Origin of the sequence: Roseobacter cerasinus, from assembly GCF_009811755.1 — a bacterium.
GTDB classification, from domain to species: Bacteria; Pseudomonadota; Alphaproteobacteria; order Rhodobacterales; family Rhodobacteraceae; genus Roseobacter; species Roseobacter cerasinus.
This window is the reverse complement of record NZ_BLIV01000006.1, coordinates 48,030-65,112: the sequence shown is the minus strand read 5'-3', so window position 1 is coordinate 65,112 and position 17,083 is coordinate 48,030. Positions and strand designations below refer to the sequence as shown.

The window sequence follows — 17,083 nt, the reverse complement described above, 5'->3', positions numbered from 1 at the left end:
GCTGGGCTGATCCGGTCCCTCCCATCGGGTCAGCCCATCGCCGCCATCAACTCGCGGCCCACGAGCATGCGGCGGATCTCTGACGTGCCGGCGCCGATCTCCATCAGCTTTGCATCCCGGAAAATCCGAGCCACAGGGCTGTCGTTCAAGAACCCTGCGCCCCCCATCGCCTGCACCGCCTGATGCGCCTGTTTCATCGCCTCCTCAGAGGCATAGAGACAGCAGGCCGCCGCATCCTGTCGCGTCACATCCCCCCGGTCGCAGGCCTTGGCCACCTCATAGACATAGGCGCGCGCCGAGTTCATCGCGGTATACATGTCCGCAATCTTGCCCTGCATCAGCTGGAAGCTTCCGATGGGCTGGCCGAACTGCTTGCGCTCGCTGAGATAGGGCATGATCGCATCGAGGCAGGCCGCCATGATGCCCGTGCCGATGCCCGCCAGCACGACACGCTCATAATCGAGGCCGGACATCAGCACACGCACCCCTTTACCCTCTTCGCCCAGCACATTCTCGAAGGGCACCTCGACGTCCTCAAAGATCAGCTCCGCCGTGTTCGAGCCACGCATCCCCAGCTTGTCGAAATGTGGTGAGGTCGAGAAGCCGGTCATCTCCTTCTCGATCAGAAAGGCGGTGATGCCCTTTGACCCGGCATCCGGGTCGGTCTTGGCATAGACCACCAGCGTGTCGGCATCCGGCCCGTTCGTGATCCAGTACTTCGTGCCGTTCAGCCGGTAGTGATCGTTGCGCTTTTCGGCGCGCAGTTTCATCGAGACCACGTCGGAACCCGCGCCTGCCTCGGACATCGCCAGCGCGCCCACGTGCTCGCCCGAAATCAGCCCCGGCAGGTATTTCTCTTTCTGCTCCTGCGTGCCATTCAGCTTGATCTGGTTCACGCAAAGATTGGAATGCGCCCCGTAGGACAGCGAGACCGAGGCGCTGGCCCGTGCGATTTCCTCAATGGCGACGGTATGCGCGAGGTAGGACATGCTGGCGCCGCCGAACTCTTCCCCAACCGTGATGCCCAGCAGTCCCAGCGCGCCCATCTCGGGCCAAAGCTCTGGCGGGAAAGCGTTTTTCGTGTCGATCTCGGCGGCCATCGGGGCGACGCGGTCCTGCGCCCAGCGGTGCACGACCTCGCGCAGCGCGTTCACATCCTCGCCCAGATCGAATGCCATGGTGGCCATGAACATCGCGCGGACCTCCCCTCAGAATTTATTGAACACGCGTTCATTAATGTCATAGCGGACCGCACCGGTCAAGCGGGCGGCCTACTCCGCAGCGGTCGACTGCTCCTGATAGACGGCGCCCACCTCGGCCCGGATGATACGGGCAATGAGGTCACAGTCTTCCAGCGAAAAGGTCAGCGGCACGCGCATGTCGAGGATACCGGCCAGCACCCGGTCCGACGCGGGCATGCGCGGGGTTTCGGCATAGCGCCAGCTGTCATAACGGCTGGTAAAGCCAACCGGCTCCGCCCCGCCGAACCATTTGAGTTCCACCCCCCGCGCCGCACAGCGGGCCACCACGGCCTGCACGTCCGAGGGCGCCCAATCCAGTAGCAACACCTGAATGGACGAGCCCACGATGGTCTCGGCCTCGGGCCGCTCGATCACTCTCAGCCCCGGCGTGCCGCGCAGCCCCGCCTCCAGCCGCAGGTAGCGCTCGTTCCAACGGGCGCATTGCGTCGCCAGATCCGCCACCTGCGGGCGCAGGATCGCCGCGCGCAGATTGTCCATCCGGCCCGAGATATTCGGCGTCTCATAACGGATCGTCTCAAAAGCCTCCTTCGGCGGTGCCGCCAAATGCCGCTCGTAAAGCATGTAAGAGCCCGATAGCATCACCGCCCGCGCCGCAACCTCCACATCGTCGGTCACCAGGAAGCCACCCTCACCGGAGTTCACATGCTTGTAGGTCTGGCAGGAGTAGCAGCCCGCGATACCATGCCGACCGGAGGGCACACCGTTCCACGCCGCGCCCATCGTATGCGCGCAATCCTCGATCACCTTGATGCCCGCGCCATCGCAGATCTCCATCAGCGCATCCATGTCGCAGATGTGCCCGCGCATATGGCTGAGCAGAAGCACCCTCGCCTGCCCCACCTTGGCGCGCAGATCGTCAAGGTCGATGGTCAGGTCTTCGGTCACGCCCACAAAGACAGGCTTGGCCCCGACCGCCGCAATTGCCCCCGGCACCGGGGCCAGCGTGAAGGCGTTCGACAGCACCAGGTCGCCCGGCTGCACGCCAACCGCCCGCAGCGCCGTCGCCATTGCGTAGCCACCCGAAGCAACCGCAAGGCAATACGTCGCCCCGACCGTTGCTGCGAACTCCTGCTCCAGCAGAGCCGTCTCGCCGACCTCATCGGGGCTCGTGTTGTAGCGATGCAACCGACCGCCGCGCATGACCTTCAGCGCGGCCTCAATCCCCGCCTCCGGGATCGGCTCCTGCTGGGTAAAACTGCCTCTAAAGATCTCGGTCATCCGCTGCCCTCATGTTCGCCGACATTGCAGGCGGCGGCGGGCGCGGTCAAGCCAGCAGACGACCTATCAGAGCGGGCAAGTTACGGTAGTCGTCCAGCAATGCTTCGGGTTCGAGCGCAGCCATGTCCCCACCCGCCGGGCCGAATGTCACAAGGACACAAGGCACACCCGCAGCCCGGGCGGTCTTGTGGTCGGTATCGGAGTCGCCGATCAGCACACATCGCGCCGGGTCCCCCCCGGTGCGGCGCGCGGCCTCAAACAGCGGCTCTGGGTCCGGCTTGCGCACTGGCAAGGTATCCGCTCCTACAAGCGAGGCAAAGGCATCTCGCACGCCCAGACGCCGCAGAAGACTATGTGCCAAACCCTCTGGCTTGTTGGTGCAGATGCCTACACCGTAGCCTGCGGCCTTGAGCCTCTCCACTGCCTCCATCGCGCCCGGGTAGAGATGCGTATGCACGTCGATCGCCGCGCCATACGCCTCCAGCAACACAGGGTAATAGTGATCGATGAGGCCAGCCCCATCTGCGTGATCGAGGCGCTTCAAGCCGAGGGTCAGCATCGCCCGACCGCCGCGCAACGCGGTCGCGGCGTCCCTTGACGGATCGAGCACGTCACCGGCGCCCATGTCGCGGAAACATGCGTTGGCCGCCGCTATCAGATCTCCGCTGGTGTCTGCCAGCGTCCCGTCGAGGTCAAATATGACCGATTTCATGGTTGCTCCCCGCCCCCTTGCCCTGCGCAAAGCACCGCCTAAACATATTGCAGGCCGCAACCTTCTTTGATGAGCCCGCGCCTTGCGCCGCTGCGCCAGATGGATAAACAGAGCCCAAGCAGAACACAAAGAGAAACATTATGAACACCGGATTGATCGTTCTGGCTGCTGGCAAGGGCACACGCATGAACTCCGACCTGCCCAAGGTCTTGCACCCGCTGGCAGGCGCCCCGCTCCTGGTTCATGCCATGCGCGCAGGCGCAAGCCTGGCGCCCGAACGCACAGTTGTTGTGGCTGGCCATGGCGTGGAGCACGTGCGCAAAGCGGCGCTCGACTATGATGAGGCAGCGCAGGTCGTGGAACAGACCGAACAACTGGGCACCGCGCATGCCGCAGCGCAAGCGCGGCCAGCCTTGGGCGATTTCGAGGGCACCGCCATCGTTCTGTTTGGCGACACACCCTTCGTCCGGCCTGAGACGCTGACGGCGATGGTAGAGGCGCAAGGCGCGCATGATGTGGTTGTCCTGGGATTTCAGGCCAAGGATCCAGGCCGTTATGGCCGCCTCGTGATGCAGGGCGATCAACTCGACCGGATTGTCGAGTTCAAAGACGCGTCAGAGGCGGAACGTGCGATCACGCTCTGCAACAGCGGGGTGATCGCCTGCCGGGCCGCGCTGCTGTTCGATCTCATTGAGGCCGTCGGCAATGACAATGCGGCGGGCGAGTACTACTTGACGGAGATCGTAGGTCTGGCCCGCGCGCGCGGGCTGTCGGCGACAGTGGTGACCTGCGAGGAAAGCGAAACACTGGGCATCAACACCCGGGCCGAGCTTGCTGAGGCCGAGGCGGCGTTTCAGGCCCGCGCGCGCAGCGCGGCCTTTAACAGCGGTGTGACCATGCCCGCCCCGGGCAGTGTGCACTTCGCCTTTGATACGGTGATCGGCCGGGACACTGTGATTGAACCGAATGTCGTTTTCGGCCCCGGCGTCACAGTCGAGTCCGGAGCGACCATCCGGGCGTTTTCGCATCTGGAAGGCTGCCATGTGGCGCGCGGCGCGATTGTTGGCCCTTATGCGCGGCTGCGGCCAGGCGCAGAACTGAGCGAAAACAGCCGCATAGGGAATTTTGTTGAAGTCAAAAACGCGCAGATCGGCGAAGGCACCAAGGTCAACCACCTGAGCTATATCGGTGATGCCACTTTGGGGGCCAAAACCAACGTTGGTGCGGGCACAATCACCTGCAACTACGATGGCGTGCTGAAACATCGCACTGAAATCGGCGACGCGGTCTTCATCGGCTCCAACACCATGCTTGTCGCCCCCGTCTCGATCGGGGATCGGGCGATGACCGGGAGCGGTTCGGTCATCACATCAGATGTCGAGCCGGAGGCATTGGCGATTGCGCGTGCCCCGCAGGTGGAAAAACCCGGCATGGCGGTAAAATTGTTCGAAATGTTAAAGGCTCGCAAAGCCAAACTGCAAAGAGGCAGCTAAAATGTGTGGAATTGTAGGGGTACTGGGCAGTCATGAAGCCGCACCAATCCTGGTGGAAGCGCTGAAACGACTGGAATATCGCGGGTATGACAGCGCGGGCATTGCCACGGTCGAGGACGGCCAACTGGATCGCCGCCGCGCGGTTGGCAAGCTGATCAACCTCTCTGATCTTCTGATGCACGAGCCGTTGACCGGCAAATCCGGCATCGGTCACACCCGTTGGGCCACCCATGGCGCGCCCAGCGTGACTAACGCACACCCGCATCAGGCGGGTCCCGTGGCTGTGGTGCACAACGGCATCATCGAGAATTTCCGCGAGTTGCGCGCGGAACTGGCCGATCATGGTGTCGGTTTTGTCACAGAGACCGACACAGAAACCATCGCCCTGCTGACCGAGCACCACATGAAACAGGGCGCAGGCCCGGTCGAGGCGGCCAAGCAAACCCTTGGACGGCTGGAGGGAGCTTTTGCGCTGGCCTTTCTGTTTTCGGGCGAAGATGACCTGATCGTCGCAGCCCGCAAGGGGTCTCCTCTGGCCATCGGTCATGGCGAAGGGGAGATGTTCGTGGGCTCGGATGCCATTGCACTGGCCCCGCTGACTGACCGGATCAGCTATCTTGAGGAAGGCGACTGGGCCGTGGTCACCCGCGAAGGCGTCGAAATCCGTGACGCCAATGGATCGCTGGCCAATCGCCCGGTAAAAACCGTACAGATCGGCGATACGCTGATCGACAAAGGCGGCCATAAACACTTCATGGCAAAGGAAATTGCCGAGCAACCGACGGTTATCGGTGAAGCGCTCAGCAACTATCTGGATCACAACGGCAACATCCATCTGCCGGAGCCCGGTCTCGACTTTGCTAAGATCGACCGCCTCAGCATGGTCGCCTGTGGCACCGCCTACTTTGCTTGCCTGACGGCGAAATACTGGTTCGAGCAAATCGCGCGGCTGCCGGTGGACGTCGACGTGGCCTCCGAATTCCGCTACCGAGAGCCGCCCGTGCCTGCACGGACCACAGCGCTCTTCGTCAGCCAATCCGGGGAGACGGCAGACACGCTCGCCGCGCTGCGCTATTGCGCGGATAAAGCCGACAAGATCGTCTCGGTGGTGAATGTCTCAGAAAGCTCGATTGCCCGCGAAAGCGATCTGGTTTTGCCAATTCACGCCGGTGTCGAAGTAGGTGTCGCCTCCACCAAGGCCTTCACCTGCCAGCTGACCGTTCTCTTCATTCTTGCGCTCAAAGCGGCTCATGACCGCGGCGAGATCGATGATCGCAGCCTGTCGGATCATCTGTCAGCCTTGCGCAGTATGCCCAGCCTGATCGCAACCGCGCTTGAAGCCAATCAGCAAATGCAGGCGGCAGCACTGCGGCTGGCCGAAGCCCGAGACGTACTCTTTCTGGGGCGTGGTGCGATGTATCCTCTCGCCCATGAAGGCGCGCTTAAACTGAAAGAAATCAGCTACATACATGCTGAAGCTTATGCATCAGGCGAACTTAAACACGGGCCCATTGCGCTGGTTGACAAATATGTGCCCGTTGTGGTCATGGCACCACGTGACGCGCTCTTCGACAAGACGGTGAGCAACATGCAGGAGGTCATGGCACGCAAGGGCCGCGTGATCCTCGTGTCCGATAGGCAGGGTGTCGAGGATGCGGGCGAAGGTGCCTTTGCGACCATAACGCTTCCCACGGTGCCGGATGTATTGGCCCCAATCCTGTATGCAATCCCGGCGCAGCTGCTTGCCTACCATACAGCAGTCGCCAAAGGCACAGACGTCGACCAGCCGCGCAATCTCGCCAAATCGGTCACGGTGGAATAGCGCATGGGCCAGCAATTCGATCAGCTCAGCGAGGTGCTCACGCGCTTCATTGAGGCACAACATATCTTCTTCGTGGGCACCGCCGGGCCCCAGGGCCGGGTCAATATCTCACCCAAGGGTATGGACAGTCTGCGGGTGATGTCGCCGAACCGGATCGTCTGGCGCAACCTTACCGGGTCGGGCAATGAAACGGCGGGCCATCTGGCGCAGATCAACCGCATGACGCTGATGTGGTGCGGGTTTGAGGCCAAGCCGATGATCCTGCGCACCTATGGTTCGGCCCGGACATTGCACCCCCGCGACGCCGATTTTGCAGAGCTGAATGCGCTCTTCCCCGCCTCGCCCGGCGCGCGGCAGGTCTATGACATGTTGATCGACCTGGTGCAGTCGAGCTGCGGATACGCGGTACCTTTCATGGATTACGTAGAAGACCGTGAGGTGTTGAAAGGTTGGGCGGAGCAGAAAGGGCCGGATGGTGTCTCGGACTATTGGACCACCAGAAACCAGCAGACAATCGATGGCGCACCAACCTACGTGACCGAACCCGGCACCTAACGGGGCGCTTTTGGGGCGCATTCCGACTTAAGGCCATGCCGTTCACCTCTTGCTGCGCCTTGCGCAGACCATTACCTATGGGGATATGACAGTGCCTTTGATTGATCCTTTTGCCCGCGCCATCACCTATCTGCGCGTCTCGGTGACGGACCGCTGCGACTTCCGCTGTGTGTATTGCATGTCGGAGAACATGACGTTTCTGCCCAAGAAAGAGCTGCTGACGCTGGAAGAGCTGGACCGGCTCTGCTCCACCTTTGTGCAGCTGGGTGTCGAGAAACTGCGGATCACTGGCGGTGAGCCTTTGGTGCGCAAAGGCATCATGACGTTCTTTCAAAGCATGTCTCGCCATCTGGAGACTGGCCAGCTGAAAGAGCTGACGCTGACGACCAATGGCAGCCAGCTGGAGCGCTTTGCCAAGGACCTCTATGCTGCCGGCGTCCGCCGGGTGAATGTCTCGCTCGATACGCTGGACGAGGCGAAATTTGCCGAGATTACCCGCTGGGGCCGCCTGCCTCAGGTTTTGCGCGGGATTGATGCGGCGCAGGCCGCTGGCATGCGCGTCAAGCTGAACGCCGTGGCGCTGAAAGGGTTCAACGAGGCCGAGCTGCCCTCGATGACCGAATGGTGCACCAAACGCGGGATCGATCTGACCTGGATCGAGGTCATGCCGATGGGTGACATCGGAAACGAGGATCGTCTGGGCCAGTACTGGTCGCTCAAGGATGTGCGCGCGCGCTATGCCGAACATTACACGGTCACCGATCTGGCTGAACGCACGGGTGGACCTGCACGCTATGCCCGGCTGGAGGAGACAAGTCAGAAGGTTGGGTTCATAACCCCGCTCAGCCATAACTTCTGCGAAAGCTGCAACCGGGTGCGCGTCACCTGCACCGGAGAGATCTACATGTGTCTCGGGCAGGAAGATCGTGCGGATCTGCGAGCCCCGCTGCGCGCGCACCCTGCCAACGACGGCCCGCTTGAAGATGCGATCCGTGCTGCAATCGCGCTCAAACCCAAAGGGCACGACTTTGACTATTCGCGCCAGCAGCTGGATGGTCAGATGCCCCGGCATATGAGCCATACGGGCGGCTGAGACCTCCAATGCGCGCGCCGCCGCTCTATCATCTCTATGTGGCGGCCACGGTGCTGCTGGCCCCGTTTGTCGCATGGGCGCAGATCCGCAAGCTGCGCAAACAGGGCATTCCGGCGCTCCGCGCGCATGAGATCATGGGCAATGCCAGCGCGCCGCGCCGGGGTGGCGGGGCTTTGATCTGGTTTCATGCCGCCTCCGTGGGAGAGAGCCTCTCCGTGCTGGCCCTGATTGCGAAGATGGGAGAGATGCTGCCGCGTGCGCAGTTCCTGATCACATCGGGCACGGCGACCTCTGCCAAACTCGTGGCCGACCGGATCCCGCCCCGCACCGTGCATCAGTTTGCCCCGCTGGATGCGCGCGGGCCTCTCACGCGGTTCCTGTCACACTGGCGCCCGGATGCTGCGATCTTCGTGGAGAGCGAGCTGTGGCCTCAGATGCTGCGCATGACACGCGCACGCGGCACCGCGATGGCCCTGGTGAATGCGCGGCTGAGCGCAAAGTCGCGCGCCGCCTGGGCCCGGCAGCCCGGTATCGCCCGCTATGTGCTGGATGTCTTCGACCTCATCCTCACGCAGAACGACCAGATGGCGCAGGCCATGGTGGATATGCACGCGCCAACGGACCGTGTCGCGCGCGGCACAAACCTCAAATCGCTGTCTGCTCCTCTGCCCACGGACCCGGCCTTGCTGGCGCAGGTGCGTGCTGCACTGAAGGGGCGCCCTGTCTGGGTCGCCGCCTCTACACATCCCGGCGAGGAAGCCACGGTTCTGGCCGCCCATGCCACCCTGCAGGCGTCTCATCCCGAGCTTGTGCTGATCCTGATCCCCCGCCACCCGGACCGCAGCGCAGAGGTCGCCGAGCTGATCCGCCAGGCCGGATTGAGCTTCGCAACCCGGTCGGAAGGCGTTCTGCCCCGCGCGGGTGAGCAGATCTATCTGGCCGATACGCTGGGCGAGCTGGGCAATTGGTACGCACTCAGCGAGATTGTATTTCTGGGGGGCTCGCTGCACCCGATTGGGGGCCACAATCCTTTTGAGGTGGTGCAAGCCCGCGCCGTGGTGATCTCCGGCCCACATGTGGCCAGCTTTGCGGAAACCTATGATGAGATGCAGGCCAGCGGTGCCGCAACTGTGGTCGAAGACGCGCCGATGCTCGCGCAAACAGTTGCCCGGTTTCTGGATGATGCGGAGCTGCGGGATGAGGCCTTGCGCGCGGGCGATGTCATGCTGGAAGACAAATCCAATGTGCTTGGCGGCATTGCATCGCGGCTCATCCGGATGCTGAAACTGGACGAGGATATCCGATGAGCGCGCCGGACATCCGCCGGATCGAGGTGCTGGCACCAAACTTCAAACGTCGGCTGTCGGGTGTGACCTCGACGGTGATCCGCCTCGTGCCAATTCAGGCCGAGCAAATCGCAATTGCGGCGACCGGCCCGGTGCTGCCCGACCACGTGCCGCAGGTGCCGCTCTCTGCGTTGCCAATGATGCCCCGGCGCGGGCCAAACGGCTGGCGGGTCTGGCACGCGCGGCGCAATGTGGAGATGATCGGCGGGCTGGCGCTGCGCTACCTGCTTGGCAAACGCCTGAAGCTTCTGTTCACCTCCGCCTCGCAACGCAAGCAGACAGGTCTCACGCGCTGGCTGATCCGGCGCATGGACGCGGTGATCGCCACTTCGGAGAAAACGGCGAGCTACCTGGAGATACCGTCCGAAGTCATCATGCATGGGATCGATATTGCAGGGTTCTCTCCCAGCGCAGACCGGAGCTCGCTGCGCGACACTCTTGGAGTGGCGGACGATGGTCCGGTGATTGGCTGCTATGGTCGCATTCGCGCGCAGAAGGGCACCGATGTCTATGTCGACGCCATGATCGGACTGCTGCGGGATCACCCCACTGCGACAGCACTTGTGATGGGCCGCGCGACGGCAGAGCACCGCGGGTTTGAGGAAGACCTGCGCGGCAAGATTGCAGAGGCGGGGCTGTCGGAACGGCTGCGGTTCATGCCCGAGGTGCCACCCGAAGCCATGGCGGATTGGTATCGCATTCTGGACCTTTACGTCGCACCGCAACGGTGGGAGGGCTTTGGCCTGACGCCCATTGAGGCCATGGCCTGCGGCTGCCCGGTTGTGGCAACCCGCGTTGGCGCATTTGAAGCGCTGGTGGTGCAGGATGAGACCGGTCTGCTCGTTGAAACCGGCGATCCGGAAGTCATCAGACAGGCCGCGGACCACATCCTGTCTGACCCGGAGCGATTGCAGCAGTGGTCGGTCGCAGCACGGCGCCACGTGGAGCGCCGGTTTTCTATCGAACGGGAAGCAACGGCTCTTGTCGATGTGTATCGGCGCCTGCTGGCCTAAGCCGCAGGCAGCCGCTGCTCGATGATTTCGGCCCACCAGCTGCACCCCGCAGGGATGGCATCATCGTTGAAGTTGTATTCGGGGTGGTGCACGGCCGCGCTATCTCCGTTGCCAACGAGGATATAGGCGCCGGGGCGCTCCTCCAGCATGAAGGCAAAATCCTCACCGCCCATGACAATGGGGGCTTCTTCACAGCTGCCCGACACATCCGTTGCCACCTTGGCGGCAAATGCGGTCTGTTCGTCGTGGTTGGCCATGACGGGGTAGTTCCGCGTGTAGTCGACCTTTGCTGTTGCGCCAAAGCTCTCGGCCACGCCCTCGGCCAGCTTTGTCAGGCGGCTCTCAGCCAGATCGCGCATTTCAGGCGTCATGGTGCGGACGGTGCCTTTTAGCGCCACCCGTTGTGGGATCACATTGAACGCATTGGATGAGGTCTGGAAAGAGGTCACTGACACCACGATCTGGTCGACGGGGTCGGCATTGCGGCTGGCGATGCTCTGGATCGCGATCACGATCTGGCTGGCCACAACCGTGGTGTCGATGGTTTCATGCGGCTTGGCAGCATGACCGCCCAGACCTTCGACTTCGATGTCAAAGACGTCTGTCGCGGCGAAAAACGCACCGGGCCGGATCGCGAAACTGCCCAGCGGGCTGCCGGGCCAGTTGTGCATGCCGTAGACTTCCTGGATGCCGAACCGCTCCATCATACCATCTTCGCACATCTCGCGGCCACCGCCGCCGCCCTCTTCGGCGGGCTGGAAGATGACCACAGCGGTGCCGTCGAAATTGCGGGTCTCAGCCAGGTATTTGGCAGCTCCCAAAAGCATTGCCGTATGCCCGTCATGGCCACAGGCATGCATCGCGCCGGGGGTCTTGGAGGCATAGGGCACGCCGGTCTGTTCTAAGATCGGCAGGGCATCCATATCGGCGCGCAGCCCGATGACCTTGCCCGATGTATCGGCGCGGCCCTTGATGACCCCCACAACGCCGGTGCGCCCAAGACCTGTGACCACCTCGTCGCAGCCGAACGCGTGCAGTTTCTCGGCCACCAGAGCTGAGGTGCGATGGGTGTCGAACAGCAGCTCCGGGTTTTCGTGCAAATCCCTGCGCCAGGCGGTGATTTCGTCGTGCAATTCGGCAAAACGGTTTTTCACGGGCATGATGGGCAGTCTCTCCTCGTCGTGGTGATAGCTATGGCGTCCCTCGGGCCAAATCGGCGGCGGACGCTGATTCTCGCCATTTGTCACTACCTTAGCTACCGGAGCAGGAGCTTCAACCCGACGCCCATGGCGGAGAGGTTTCTCGCCCAAAGGCGGTGGCCTGAAAGCCCACCGCACCTGCCGGACGCAAATGATGGCGTCTCAGCCGCAGAGATGGGTCAGGAGGCGTTTCATGAAATCATGACCGGCCTGAAAATCTGCAATCGAGATATATTCGTTGGGCTGATGCGCCTGCGCGATGTTGCCCGGCCCGCAGATCACCGCCGAGTACCCGGCCTGCTGGAATTGACCCGCTTCTGTCCCGTAGCTGACCACATGGCTGCCATTGTCCCCCGTCAGGCTACGCGCAAGCTGCTCCGCCGCGCCGCCCTCTTCGGGCTGCAGCGGGGGGACGTCAAAGCGCGGGGTGATGTCGATCCGTGTGTCAGGCACAATCGCCTGCATTTCCGCTTCAATTTCCGCCACGCGCGCGCGGTATCGCGCCTCCCAGGCGTGCTTGTCCTCTCCCGGCACCACCCGAAAATCCATGGCAAAGTGGCAATCCTTGGCCGTGATGTTATGGGCTGTTCCGCCAGAAATCATGCCCACATGCAGCGTGCTATAGGGCGGATCAAAGAGCGCGGCCATCCCGTGCGGGGCACCGTCTCGGTTGGCGGCATTCATCTGGTTGGCCCAATCCACCAGTTTGGCGCCAAACATCACCGCGTTGACCCCACGGTCCATCAGGGAGCTGTGGATTTCGAACCCCTGCACATGGGTATCGAAGCCCGCACCACCCTTGTGACCGGAAACAGCGCACAGGCCGGACGGCTCGCCGACGATCACCGCGCGGCCCTTGGGCAGAACCGGCTGCATGGCTGCAATCATAGGCGGCGCGCCGATGCATCCAATCTCTTCATCAAAGCTCAGTGCGATTTGCAGCGGGCGCTTCACGCCTGCATGATGTGCTTCCACCAGCGCCCAGAGGGCCAGCGCGTCGAAGCCTTTCATATCACAGGTGCCGCGCCCGAAATACTTGCCATCCCGCTCGACAACGTCGAAGGGGTCGCTGTCCCAGGGCTGGCCATCAACCGGGACCACATCCGTATGACCGGAGAGCACAATGGCCCCCTCTTCCCATGGACCCACATGGGCAAAAAGCGCGGCCTTGGGCTCGTCGGGGTCGGTATATCGATGAGCGGTGATGCCATGCCCCCTGAGGTAGTCTTCGACCCAGTCGACCAGCGGTAGATTGGTGTCACGGCTGACCGTCGGGAAGCGCACCAGCCGGGTCATCAGCTCAAGCGGGCTGAGCCGATCAGTCATAAAGGCGGCGTCCGCTCAGCCCCTCGGGCGCATCCTGGCCTTCGCGCAGCTTGTTTTCGGTGCGCACCACAGCATCACTGCGCGTGTAGCCGCCCCAATCCCCCTGAAGCACGAAATGCCCCGGTTCAACTTCGTCATAGCGAGACGGCTCCGGAACATGGTCCGCAGGGTGGATCGGCGATGGGATCGGCTTGAAATTCAGATCCCGCTCGCTTTTGCGCTGGCGCGGGTCAGCGATCGGCACCGCCTTCATCAAAGCCTGGGTATAGGGGTGTTGCGGGTTTTCAAAGACCCGTGCACGCGGTCCCATTTCGACAATGCGGCCCAGATACATCACGCCCACATGGTGGCTCACCCGTTCCACCACGGCCATATCGTGGCTGATGAAGAGGAACGAGAGGCCCAGCTCTGACTGAAGCTCCATCATCAGGTTCAGCACCTGCGCCTGCACGGAAACATCCAGCGCCGAGACGGCCTCATCTGCGATGATAAGCTTGGGGTTGAGCGCCAGTGCCCGCGCGATGGCCACGCGCTGGCGCTGTCCACCCGACAGCTCATGCGGATAGCGCCGCATGAAGCTGCGCGGCAGTTCCACTCGATCAAACAGCATCTCGACGCGGGCCTGAACCTCCTTACCCTTCAGGGTGCCGAAGTTGTGGATCGGCTCAGCCACCTGATCCGATAGCTGCATCTGCGGGTTCAGGGAGGCAAAGGGATCCTGGAAGATCATCTGCATATCCAGTCGCGCGCGGCGCAGCTGTGCCTGGTCCAGTGCCATAATGTCGGTGCCGTCCAGCCGCACCTCGCCCGACATCGGATCGACCAGCCGCAGGATCGAACGCCCGGCAGAGGATTTGCCGCAGCCACTTTCCCCCACCAACGACAGTGTCTGGCCCTTGTTCAACGTGAAAGACACATCTTCCACGGCGTGAACATTGGCCACCGTGCGGCGGAAGAAGCCGCCCTTGACAGGGAAACGCGTGGTGAGGTTGCGCACCTCCAGCAAGGGCTCCTCAGTGCCAGGGATCGGCTTGATCTCGGCCCCCGGTTTGCCCAAGAGCTTCATCGGCTCCGGATAGGGTTTGCCGCGCATCTCTCCCAGTTTCGGGACCGCAGCCAGCAAAGCCTTGGTGTATGGGTGCTGCGGGCTCTCGAATATCTGCTCCACGGGGCCTTCCTCGACCTTGTTGCCGCGGAACATGACCACCACCCGGTCGGCCATTTGCGCCACCACGGCCATGTCGTGCGTGATGAACATCACGGCCGTGCCCGTCTCGCGCTTGAGCCGGTCCATCAGCGCGAGGATCTCCGCCTGAATGGTCACATCGAGCGCGGTCGTCGGCTCATCCGCGATCAGAAGGCGCGGCTTGCACGCCAGCGCCATAGCAATCACGACCCGCTGGCGCATGCCGCCCGAGAGTTCATGCGGATATTGCGCAAGGCGCCGCTCAGGCTCAGGAATGCGGACCTCACGCAGTAACTCAAGCGCACGGGCATAGGCGTCGGACTTGTTCATCTGCTTGTGCAGACGCAGCCCTTCGGTCAGCTGACGGCCAACGGTGAACACGGGGTTGAGCGCGGTCATCGGCTCCTGGAAAATCATGCCGATCTCATTGCCACGGATATGGCGCATGTCGTCGCCACTGGTCGTTGCCAGATCGATATCCTGACCGCCATCGCGGCCGAACCACAGCTGACCCCCGGTGATCTCACCGCCGCCGAACTCGACCAACCGCATCAGTGACAGGGATGAAACGGACTTGCCCGACCCGCTCTCGCCCACGACACAAACGGTCTCGCCCGCGTTGATATCGAAGGAGACATCCTCGACACCAACCACGGGGCCATCCTTGGTCTGGAATTCAACCCTCAGGCCATTGAGCCGCGCGACGGGATCCGCCGTTGCCTGTTCCGGGATGTGATCCAGCATGGTTTTTCCTGTTTAGTATTGCAGCCTGACGCTATGCCCAAGCTTGCGGCAGTGTCAAACCCGTAGCGGATTGGTTTTGCAGGGGTCCCCTACGACAAGGGTTGCTTTTTCCGCAAAAGCTGCTTCGATGGGCAAATGCACCTGGGGGACAGGTGGGAATAATGCGCTGAAATGACGTCTTGCAAACACCTGCATCTCCCTGAAAAACCGCAGAATATGTAGCGTCGCCAAAAGACGCGCATCGACATTCACGTGTCCAACATGGAGTACAACATGAAACTCAGAACCCTTTTGATGGGAGCGGTCGCGACCAGTGCCGTGGCCACGGTGGCCGTCGCCGATGGCCACGCCGGTGAACGCGGCCGAGACGGCCAGCTCAACATCATCTATTGGCAGGCGCCCTCGACGCTGAACCCGTTCCTGTCCGGCGGGACCAAGGAAAACGAAGCAGCCAGCCTTGTTCTGGAATCGCTGGCGCGGTTCAACGAAAACGGCGAGATGGTCCCTTGGCTGGCTGAAAGTATTCCGACCGTGGAAAACGGCGGTGTGGCCGAGGATCTGACGTCGATCACCTGGACCCTGAAAGAGGGCGTTGTCTGGTCAGACGGCTCTGCATTCACAGCGGACGATCTGATTTTCACCCATGAGTATTGCACCCACCCGGAAAGCGGCTGCGCGTCTGTCAGCTATTTTGACGGGATCACCTCGGTCGAGGCCGAAGGGGAACGCGGCGTCAAGATCACCTTCGATGCGCCCAAACCCTTCCCTTACACCGCCTTTGTGGGTGCGGAAGCGCCGATCCTGCAAAAAGCACAATTCCAGGAATGTCTTGGCGCGCGCGCACCGGAATGCACGGATGCGAACTTTGGCCCGATCGGCACCGGCCCCTTTGTTGTCAGTGAATTCCGCCCCAACGATGTGATCACCTATGTGGCGAATGAGAACTACCGCGAGGAGGGCAAACCCGCCTTCGCCTCCATCACCTTCAAGGGGGGTGGTGACGCAGTTGCGGCGGCGCGGTCCGTTCTGGAAACTGGCGAGTTCGACTACGCCTGGAACTTGCAACTGGCCCCCGACGTGCTGGACCGTATGGAGGCGGCGGGCAAGGGCACAGTTGTGGCCGCCTATGGCACCTCGGTGGAGCGTCTGCACCTCAACCAGACCAACCCCGACCCGGCGCTGGGGCCGGATATGCGGTCGGTGTTCATGAACGGTGAGAACGCGCATCCATTTTTAACTGACCCCAAGGTGGGTCAAGCGCTGTCCATGGCGATTGACCGGCAGTTGATCGTCGATGTCGGCTATGGGGCCGGTGGCCAACCCACCTGCAACGTTCTGCCTGCGCCTGAGCTCTATGCATCGACCGCAAATGACGGCTGCCTGGTCCAGGATATAGAAGGCGCCAACGCCCTGCTTGATGAGGCCGGTTGGGTCGACAGCAATGGCAACGGCATCCGCGACAAGGACGGCGTGGAGCTGTCGGTGCTCTACCAGACGTCGACAAATGCCGTACGTCAGGACACGCAGGCCTTGATCAAGGACTGGTGGCGCCAGATCGGTGTTGAAACCGAGCTGCGCAATGTGGACGCCTCGGTCTTCTTCGGCGGTGATCCCGGTTCGCCCGACACCTTCCAGAAATTCTATGCCGACATCGAGATGTATACGAACAACTTCGCCGGCGTCGACCCCGAAGCCTACATGGCCAATTGGCTCTGCTCGGACATCCCGACACCAGCCACCCAGTGGCAGGGATCGAACATCCAGCGCTTCTGCACGCCAGAGTATGATGAACTGGTCGAAAAGATGTCGGTCACAGCCAACCTTGAAGAACGTGGTGAGCTCGCAAAGCAGATGAACGATATGATCATGCAGAGCTATTCCATCATCCCGCTGGTGCACCGCGGCAATCCGTCGGCCCATGCCAACAGCCTTGGCGGTGTCAAAATGTCCGACTGGGACAGCGAATTGTGGAACATCGCAGACTGGTATCGCATCAAGAATTGATGCGATCCGCGGGGGGCGCCGGGCGGCGCGGGCCAAGGCCCGCGCCGCCCGGCGCCCCCCGCTCCCCCACCGTTCCAAAATCAACAACAAGACTGACGCACAAAGGCGTA

The 17,083-nt window shown here is 62.2% G+C and carries 13 protein-coding genes; 7 read left to right on the top strand and 6 right to left on the bottom strand.

Annotated features, from left to right (window positions below):
- Positions 1 to 29: 29 nt before the first annotated feature.
- From So717_RS15345 to So717_RS15335, 3 genes are all read right to left on the bottom strand, one after another.
- Complete coding sequence (locus So717_RS15345) at positions 30 to 1,193, bottom strand: isovaleryl-CoA dehydrogenase (RefSeq protein WP_159978871.1); 1,164 nt, start codon at positions 1,191 to 1,193, stop codon at positions 30 to 32.
- Positions 1,194 to 1,271: 78 nt separating this feature from the next.
- Complete coding sequence (locus tag So717_RS15340) at positions 1,272 to 2,480, bottom strand: DegT/DnrJ/EryC1/StrS family aminotransferase (protein ID WP_159978869.1); 1,209 nt, start codon at positions 2,478 to 2,480, stop codon at positions 1,272 to 1,274.
- A 46-nt stretch (positions 2,481 to 2,526) separates the two neighbouring features.
- Entirely contained in the window at positions 2,527 to 3,192 is a 666-nt protein-coding gene (locus So717_RS15335) for an HAD-IA family hydrolase (RefSeq protein ID WP_159978867.1), read from the bottom strand.
- 140 nt (positions 3,193 to 3,332) lie between these two features.
- Between So717_RS15335 and glmU the strand changes: the two genes are divergently transcribed.
- The 6 genes from glmU to So717_RS15305 all read left to right on the top strand — a co-directional run bounded on the left by glmU (position 3,333) and on the right by So717_RS15305 (position 10,514).
- Positions 3,333 to 4,685, top strand: coding sequence for a bifunctional UDP-N-acetylglucosamine diphosphorylase/glucosamine-1-phosphate N-acetyltransferase GlmU (gene glmU / locus So717_RS15330; RefSeq protein ID WP_159978865.1), 1,353 nt, complete (start codon positions 3,333 to 3,335; stop codon positions 4,683 to 4,685).
- 1 nt (position 4,686) lies between these two features.
- The gene (gene glmS, locus So717_RS15325) at positions 4,687 to 6,507 is read left to right on the top strand and encodes a glutamine--fructose-6-phosphate transaminase (isomerizing) (protein ID WP_159978863.1); all 1,821 of its coding nucleotides are present in this window, start codon (positions 4,687 to 4,689) and stop codon (positions 6,505 to 6,507) included.
- A 3-nt stretch (positions 6,508 to 6,510) separates the two neighbouring features.
- The gene (locus So717_RS15320) at positions 6,511 to 7,062 is read left to right on the top strand and encodes a pyridoxamine 5'-phosphate oxidase family protein (RefSeq protein ID WP_159978861.1); all 552 of its coding nucleotides are present in this window, start codon (positions 6,511 to 6,513) and stop codon (positions 7,060 to 7,062) included.
- A gap of 85 nt (positions 7,063 to 7,147) precedes the next feature.
- The gene (gene moaA, locus So717_RS15315; protein WP_159978859.1) at positions 7,148 to 8,155 is read left to right on the top strand and encodes a GTP 3',8-cyclase MoaA; all 1,008 of its coding nucleotides are present in this window, start codon (positions 7,148 to 7,150) and stop codon (positions 8,153 to 8,155) included.
- A gap of 8 nt (positions 8,156 to 8,163) precedes the next feature.
- Entirely contained in the window at positions 8,164 to 9,462 is a 1,299-nt protein-coding gene (locus So717_RS15310; RefSeq protein WP_159978857.1) for a 3-deoxy-D-manno-octulosonic acid transferase, read from the top strand.
- Complete coding sequence (locus tag So717_RS15305) at positions 9,459 to 10,514, top strand: glycosyltransferase family 4 protein (protein ID WP_159978855.1); 1,056 nt, start codon at positions 9,459 to 9,461, stop codon at positions 10,512 to 10,514. The genes So717_RS15310 and So717_RS15305 overlap by 4 nt, the downstream gene beginning before the upstream one ends.
- On the opposite strand, the gene So717_RS15300 is transcribed toward So717_RS15305, so the two are convergent.
- The 3 genes from So717_RS15300 to So717_RS15290 all read right to left on the bottom strand — a co-directional run bounded on the left by So717_RS15300 (position 10,511) and on the right by So717_RS15290 (position 14,969).
- Complete coding sequence (locus tag So717_RS15300) at positions 10,511 to 11,674, bottom strand: M20 aminoacylase family protein (RefSeq protein ID WP_159978853.1); 1,164 nt, start codon at positions 11,672 to 11,674, stop codon at positions 10,511 to 10,513. The two genes, So717_RS15305 and So717_RS15300, sit on opposite strands and share 4 nt — an antisense overlap.
- Before the next feature lie 201 nt (positions 11,675 to 11,875).
- Positions 11,876 to 13,039, bottom strand: a complete 1,164-nt coding sequence (gene argE, locus So717_RS15295; protein ID WP_159978851.1) for an acetylornithine deacetylase — start codon at positions 13,037 to 13,039, stop codon at positions 11,876 to 11,878.
- Complete coding sequence (locus So717_RS15290; RefSeq protein WP_159978849.1) at positions 13,032 to 14,969, bottom strand: ABC transporter ATP-binding protein; 1,938 nt, start codon at positions 14,967 to 14,969, stop codon at positions 13,032 to 13,034. The genes argE and So717_RS15290 overlap by 8 nt, the downstream gene beginning before the upstream one ends.
- 273 nt (positions 14,970 to 15,242) lie before the next feature.
- Between So717_RS15290 and So717_RS15285 the strand changes: the two genes are divergently transcribed.
- Positions 15,243 to 16,973: a peptide ABC transporter substrate-binding protein gene (locus So717_RS15285; protein WP_159978847.1), complete on the top strand. Its 1,731-nt coding sequence runs from the start codon at positions 15,243 to 15,245 to the stop codon at positions 16,971 to 16,973.
- Positions 16,974 to 17,083 lie beyond the last annotated feature (110 nt).

Bases quoted from the DNA above. Each gene is read 5' to 3' on its own strand.
- argE (WP_159978851.1), bottom strand. From the start codon at position 13,039: ATGACTGATCGGCTCAGCCCGCTTGAGCTGATGACCCGGCTGGTGCGC.
- So717_RS15300 (WP_159978853.1), bottom strand. From the start codon at position 11,674: ATGCCCGTGAAAAACCGTTTTGCCGAATTGCACGACGAAATCACCGCC.
- So717_RS15335 (WP_159978867.1), bottom strand. From the start codon at position 3,192: ATGAAATCGGTCATATTTGACCTCGACGGGACGCTGGCAGACACCAGC.
- glmU (WP_159978865.1), top strand. From the start codon at position 3,333: ATGAACACCGGATTGATCGTTCTGGCTGCTGGCAAGGGCACACGCATG.
- So717_RS15310 (WP_159978857.1), top strand. From the start codon at position 8,164: ATGCGCGCGCCGCCGCTCTATCATCTCTATGTGGCGGCCACGGTGCTG.
- So717_RS15320 (WP_159978861.1), top strand. From the start codon at position 6,511: ATGGGCCAGCAATTCGATCAGCTCAGCGAGGTGCTCACGCGCTTCATT.
- So717_RS15285 (WP_159978847.1), top strand. From the start codon at position 15,243: ATGAAACTCAGAACCCTTTTGATGGGAGCGGTCGCGACCAGTGCCGTG.
- glmS (WP_159978863.1), top strand. From the start codon at position 4,687: ATGTGTGGAATTGTAGGGGTACTGGGCAGTCATGAAGCCGCACCAATC.
- moaA (WP_159978859.1), top strand. From the start codon at position 7,148: ATGACAGTGCCTTTGATTGATCCTTTTGCCCGCGCCATCACCTATCTG.
- So717_RS15290 (WP_159978849.1), bottom strand. From the start codon at position 14,969: ATGCTGGATCACATCCCGGAACAGGCAACGGCGGATCCCGTCGCGCGG.
- So717_RS15305 (WP_159978855.1), top strand. From the start codon at position 9,459: ATGAGCGCGCCGGACATCCGCCGGATCGAGGTGCTGGCACCAAACTTC.
- So717_RS15340 (WP_159978869.1), bottom strand. From the start codon at position 2,480: ATGACCGAGATCTTTAGAGGCAGTTTTACCCAGCAGGAGCCGATCCCG.
- So717_RS15345 (WP_159978871.1), bottom strand. From the start codon at position 1,193: ATGTTCATGGCCACCATGGCATTCGATCTGGGCGAGGATGTGAACGCG.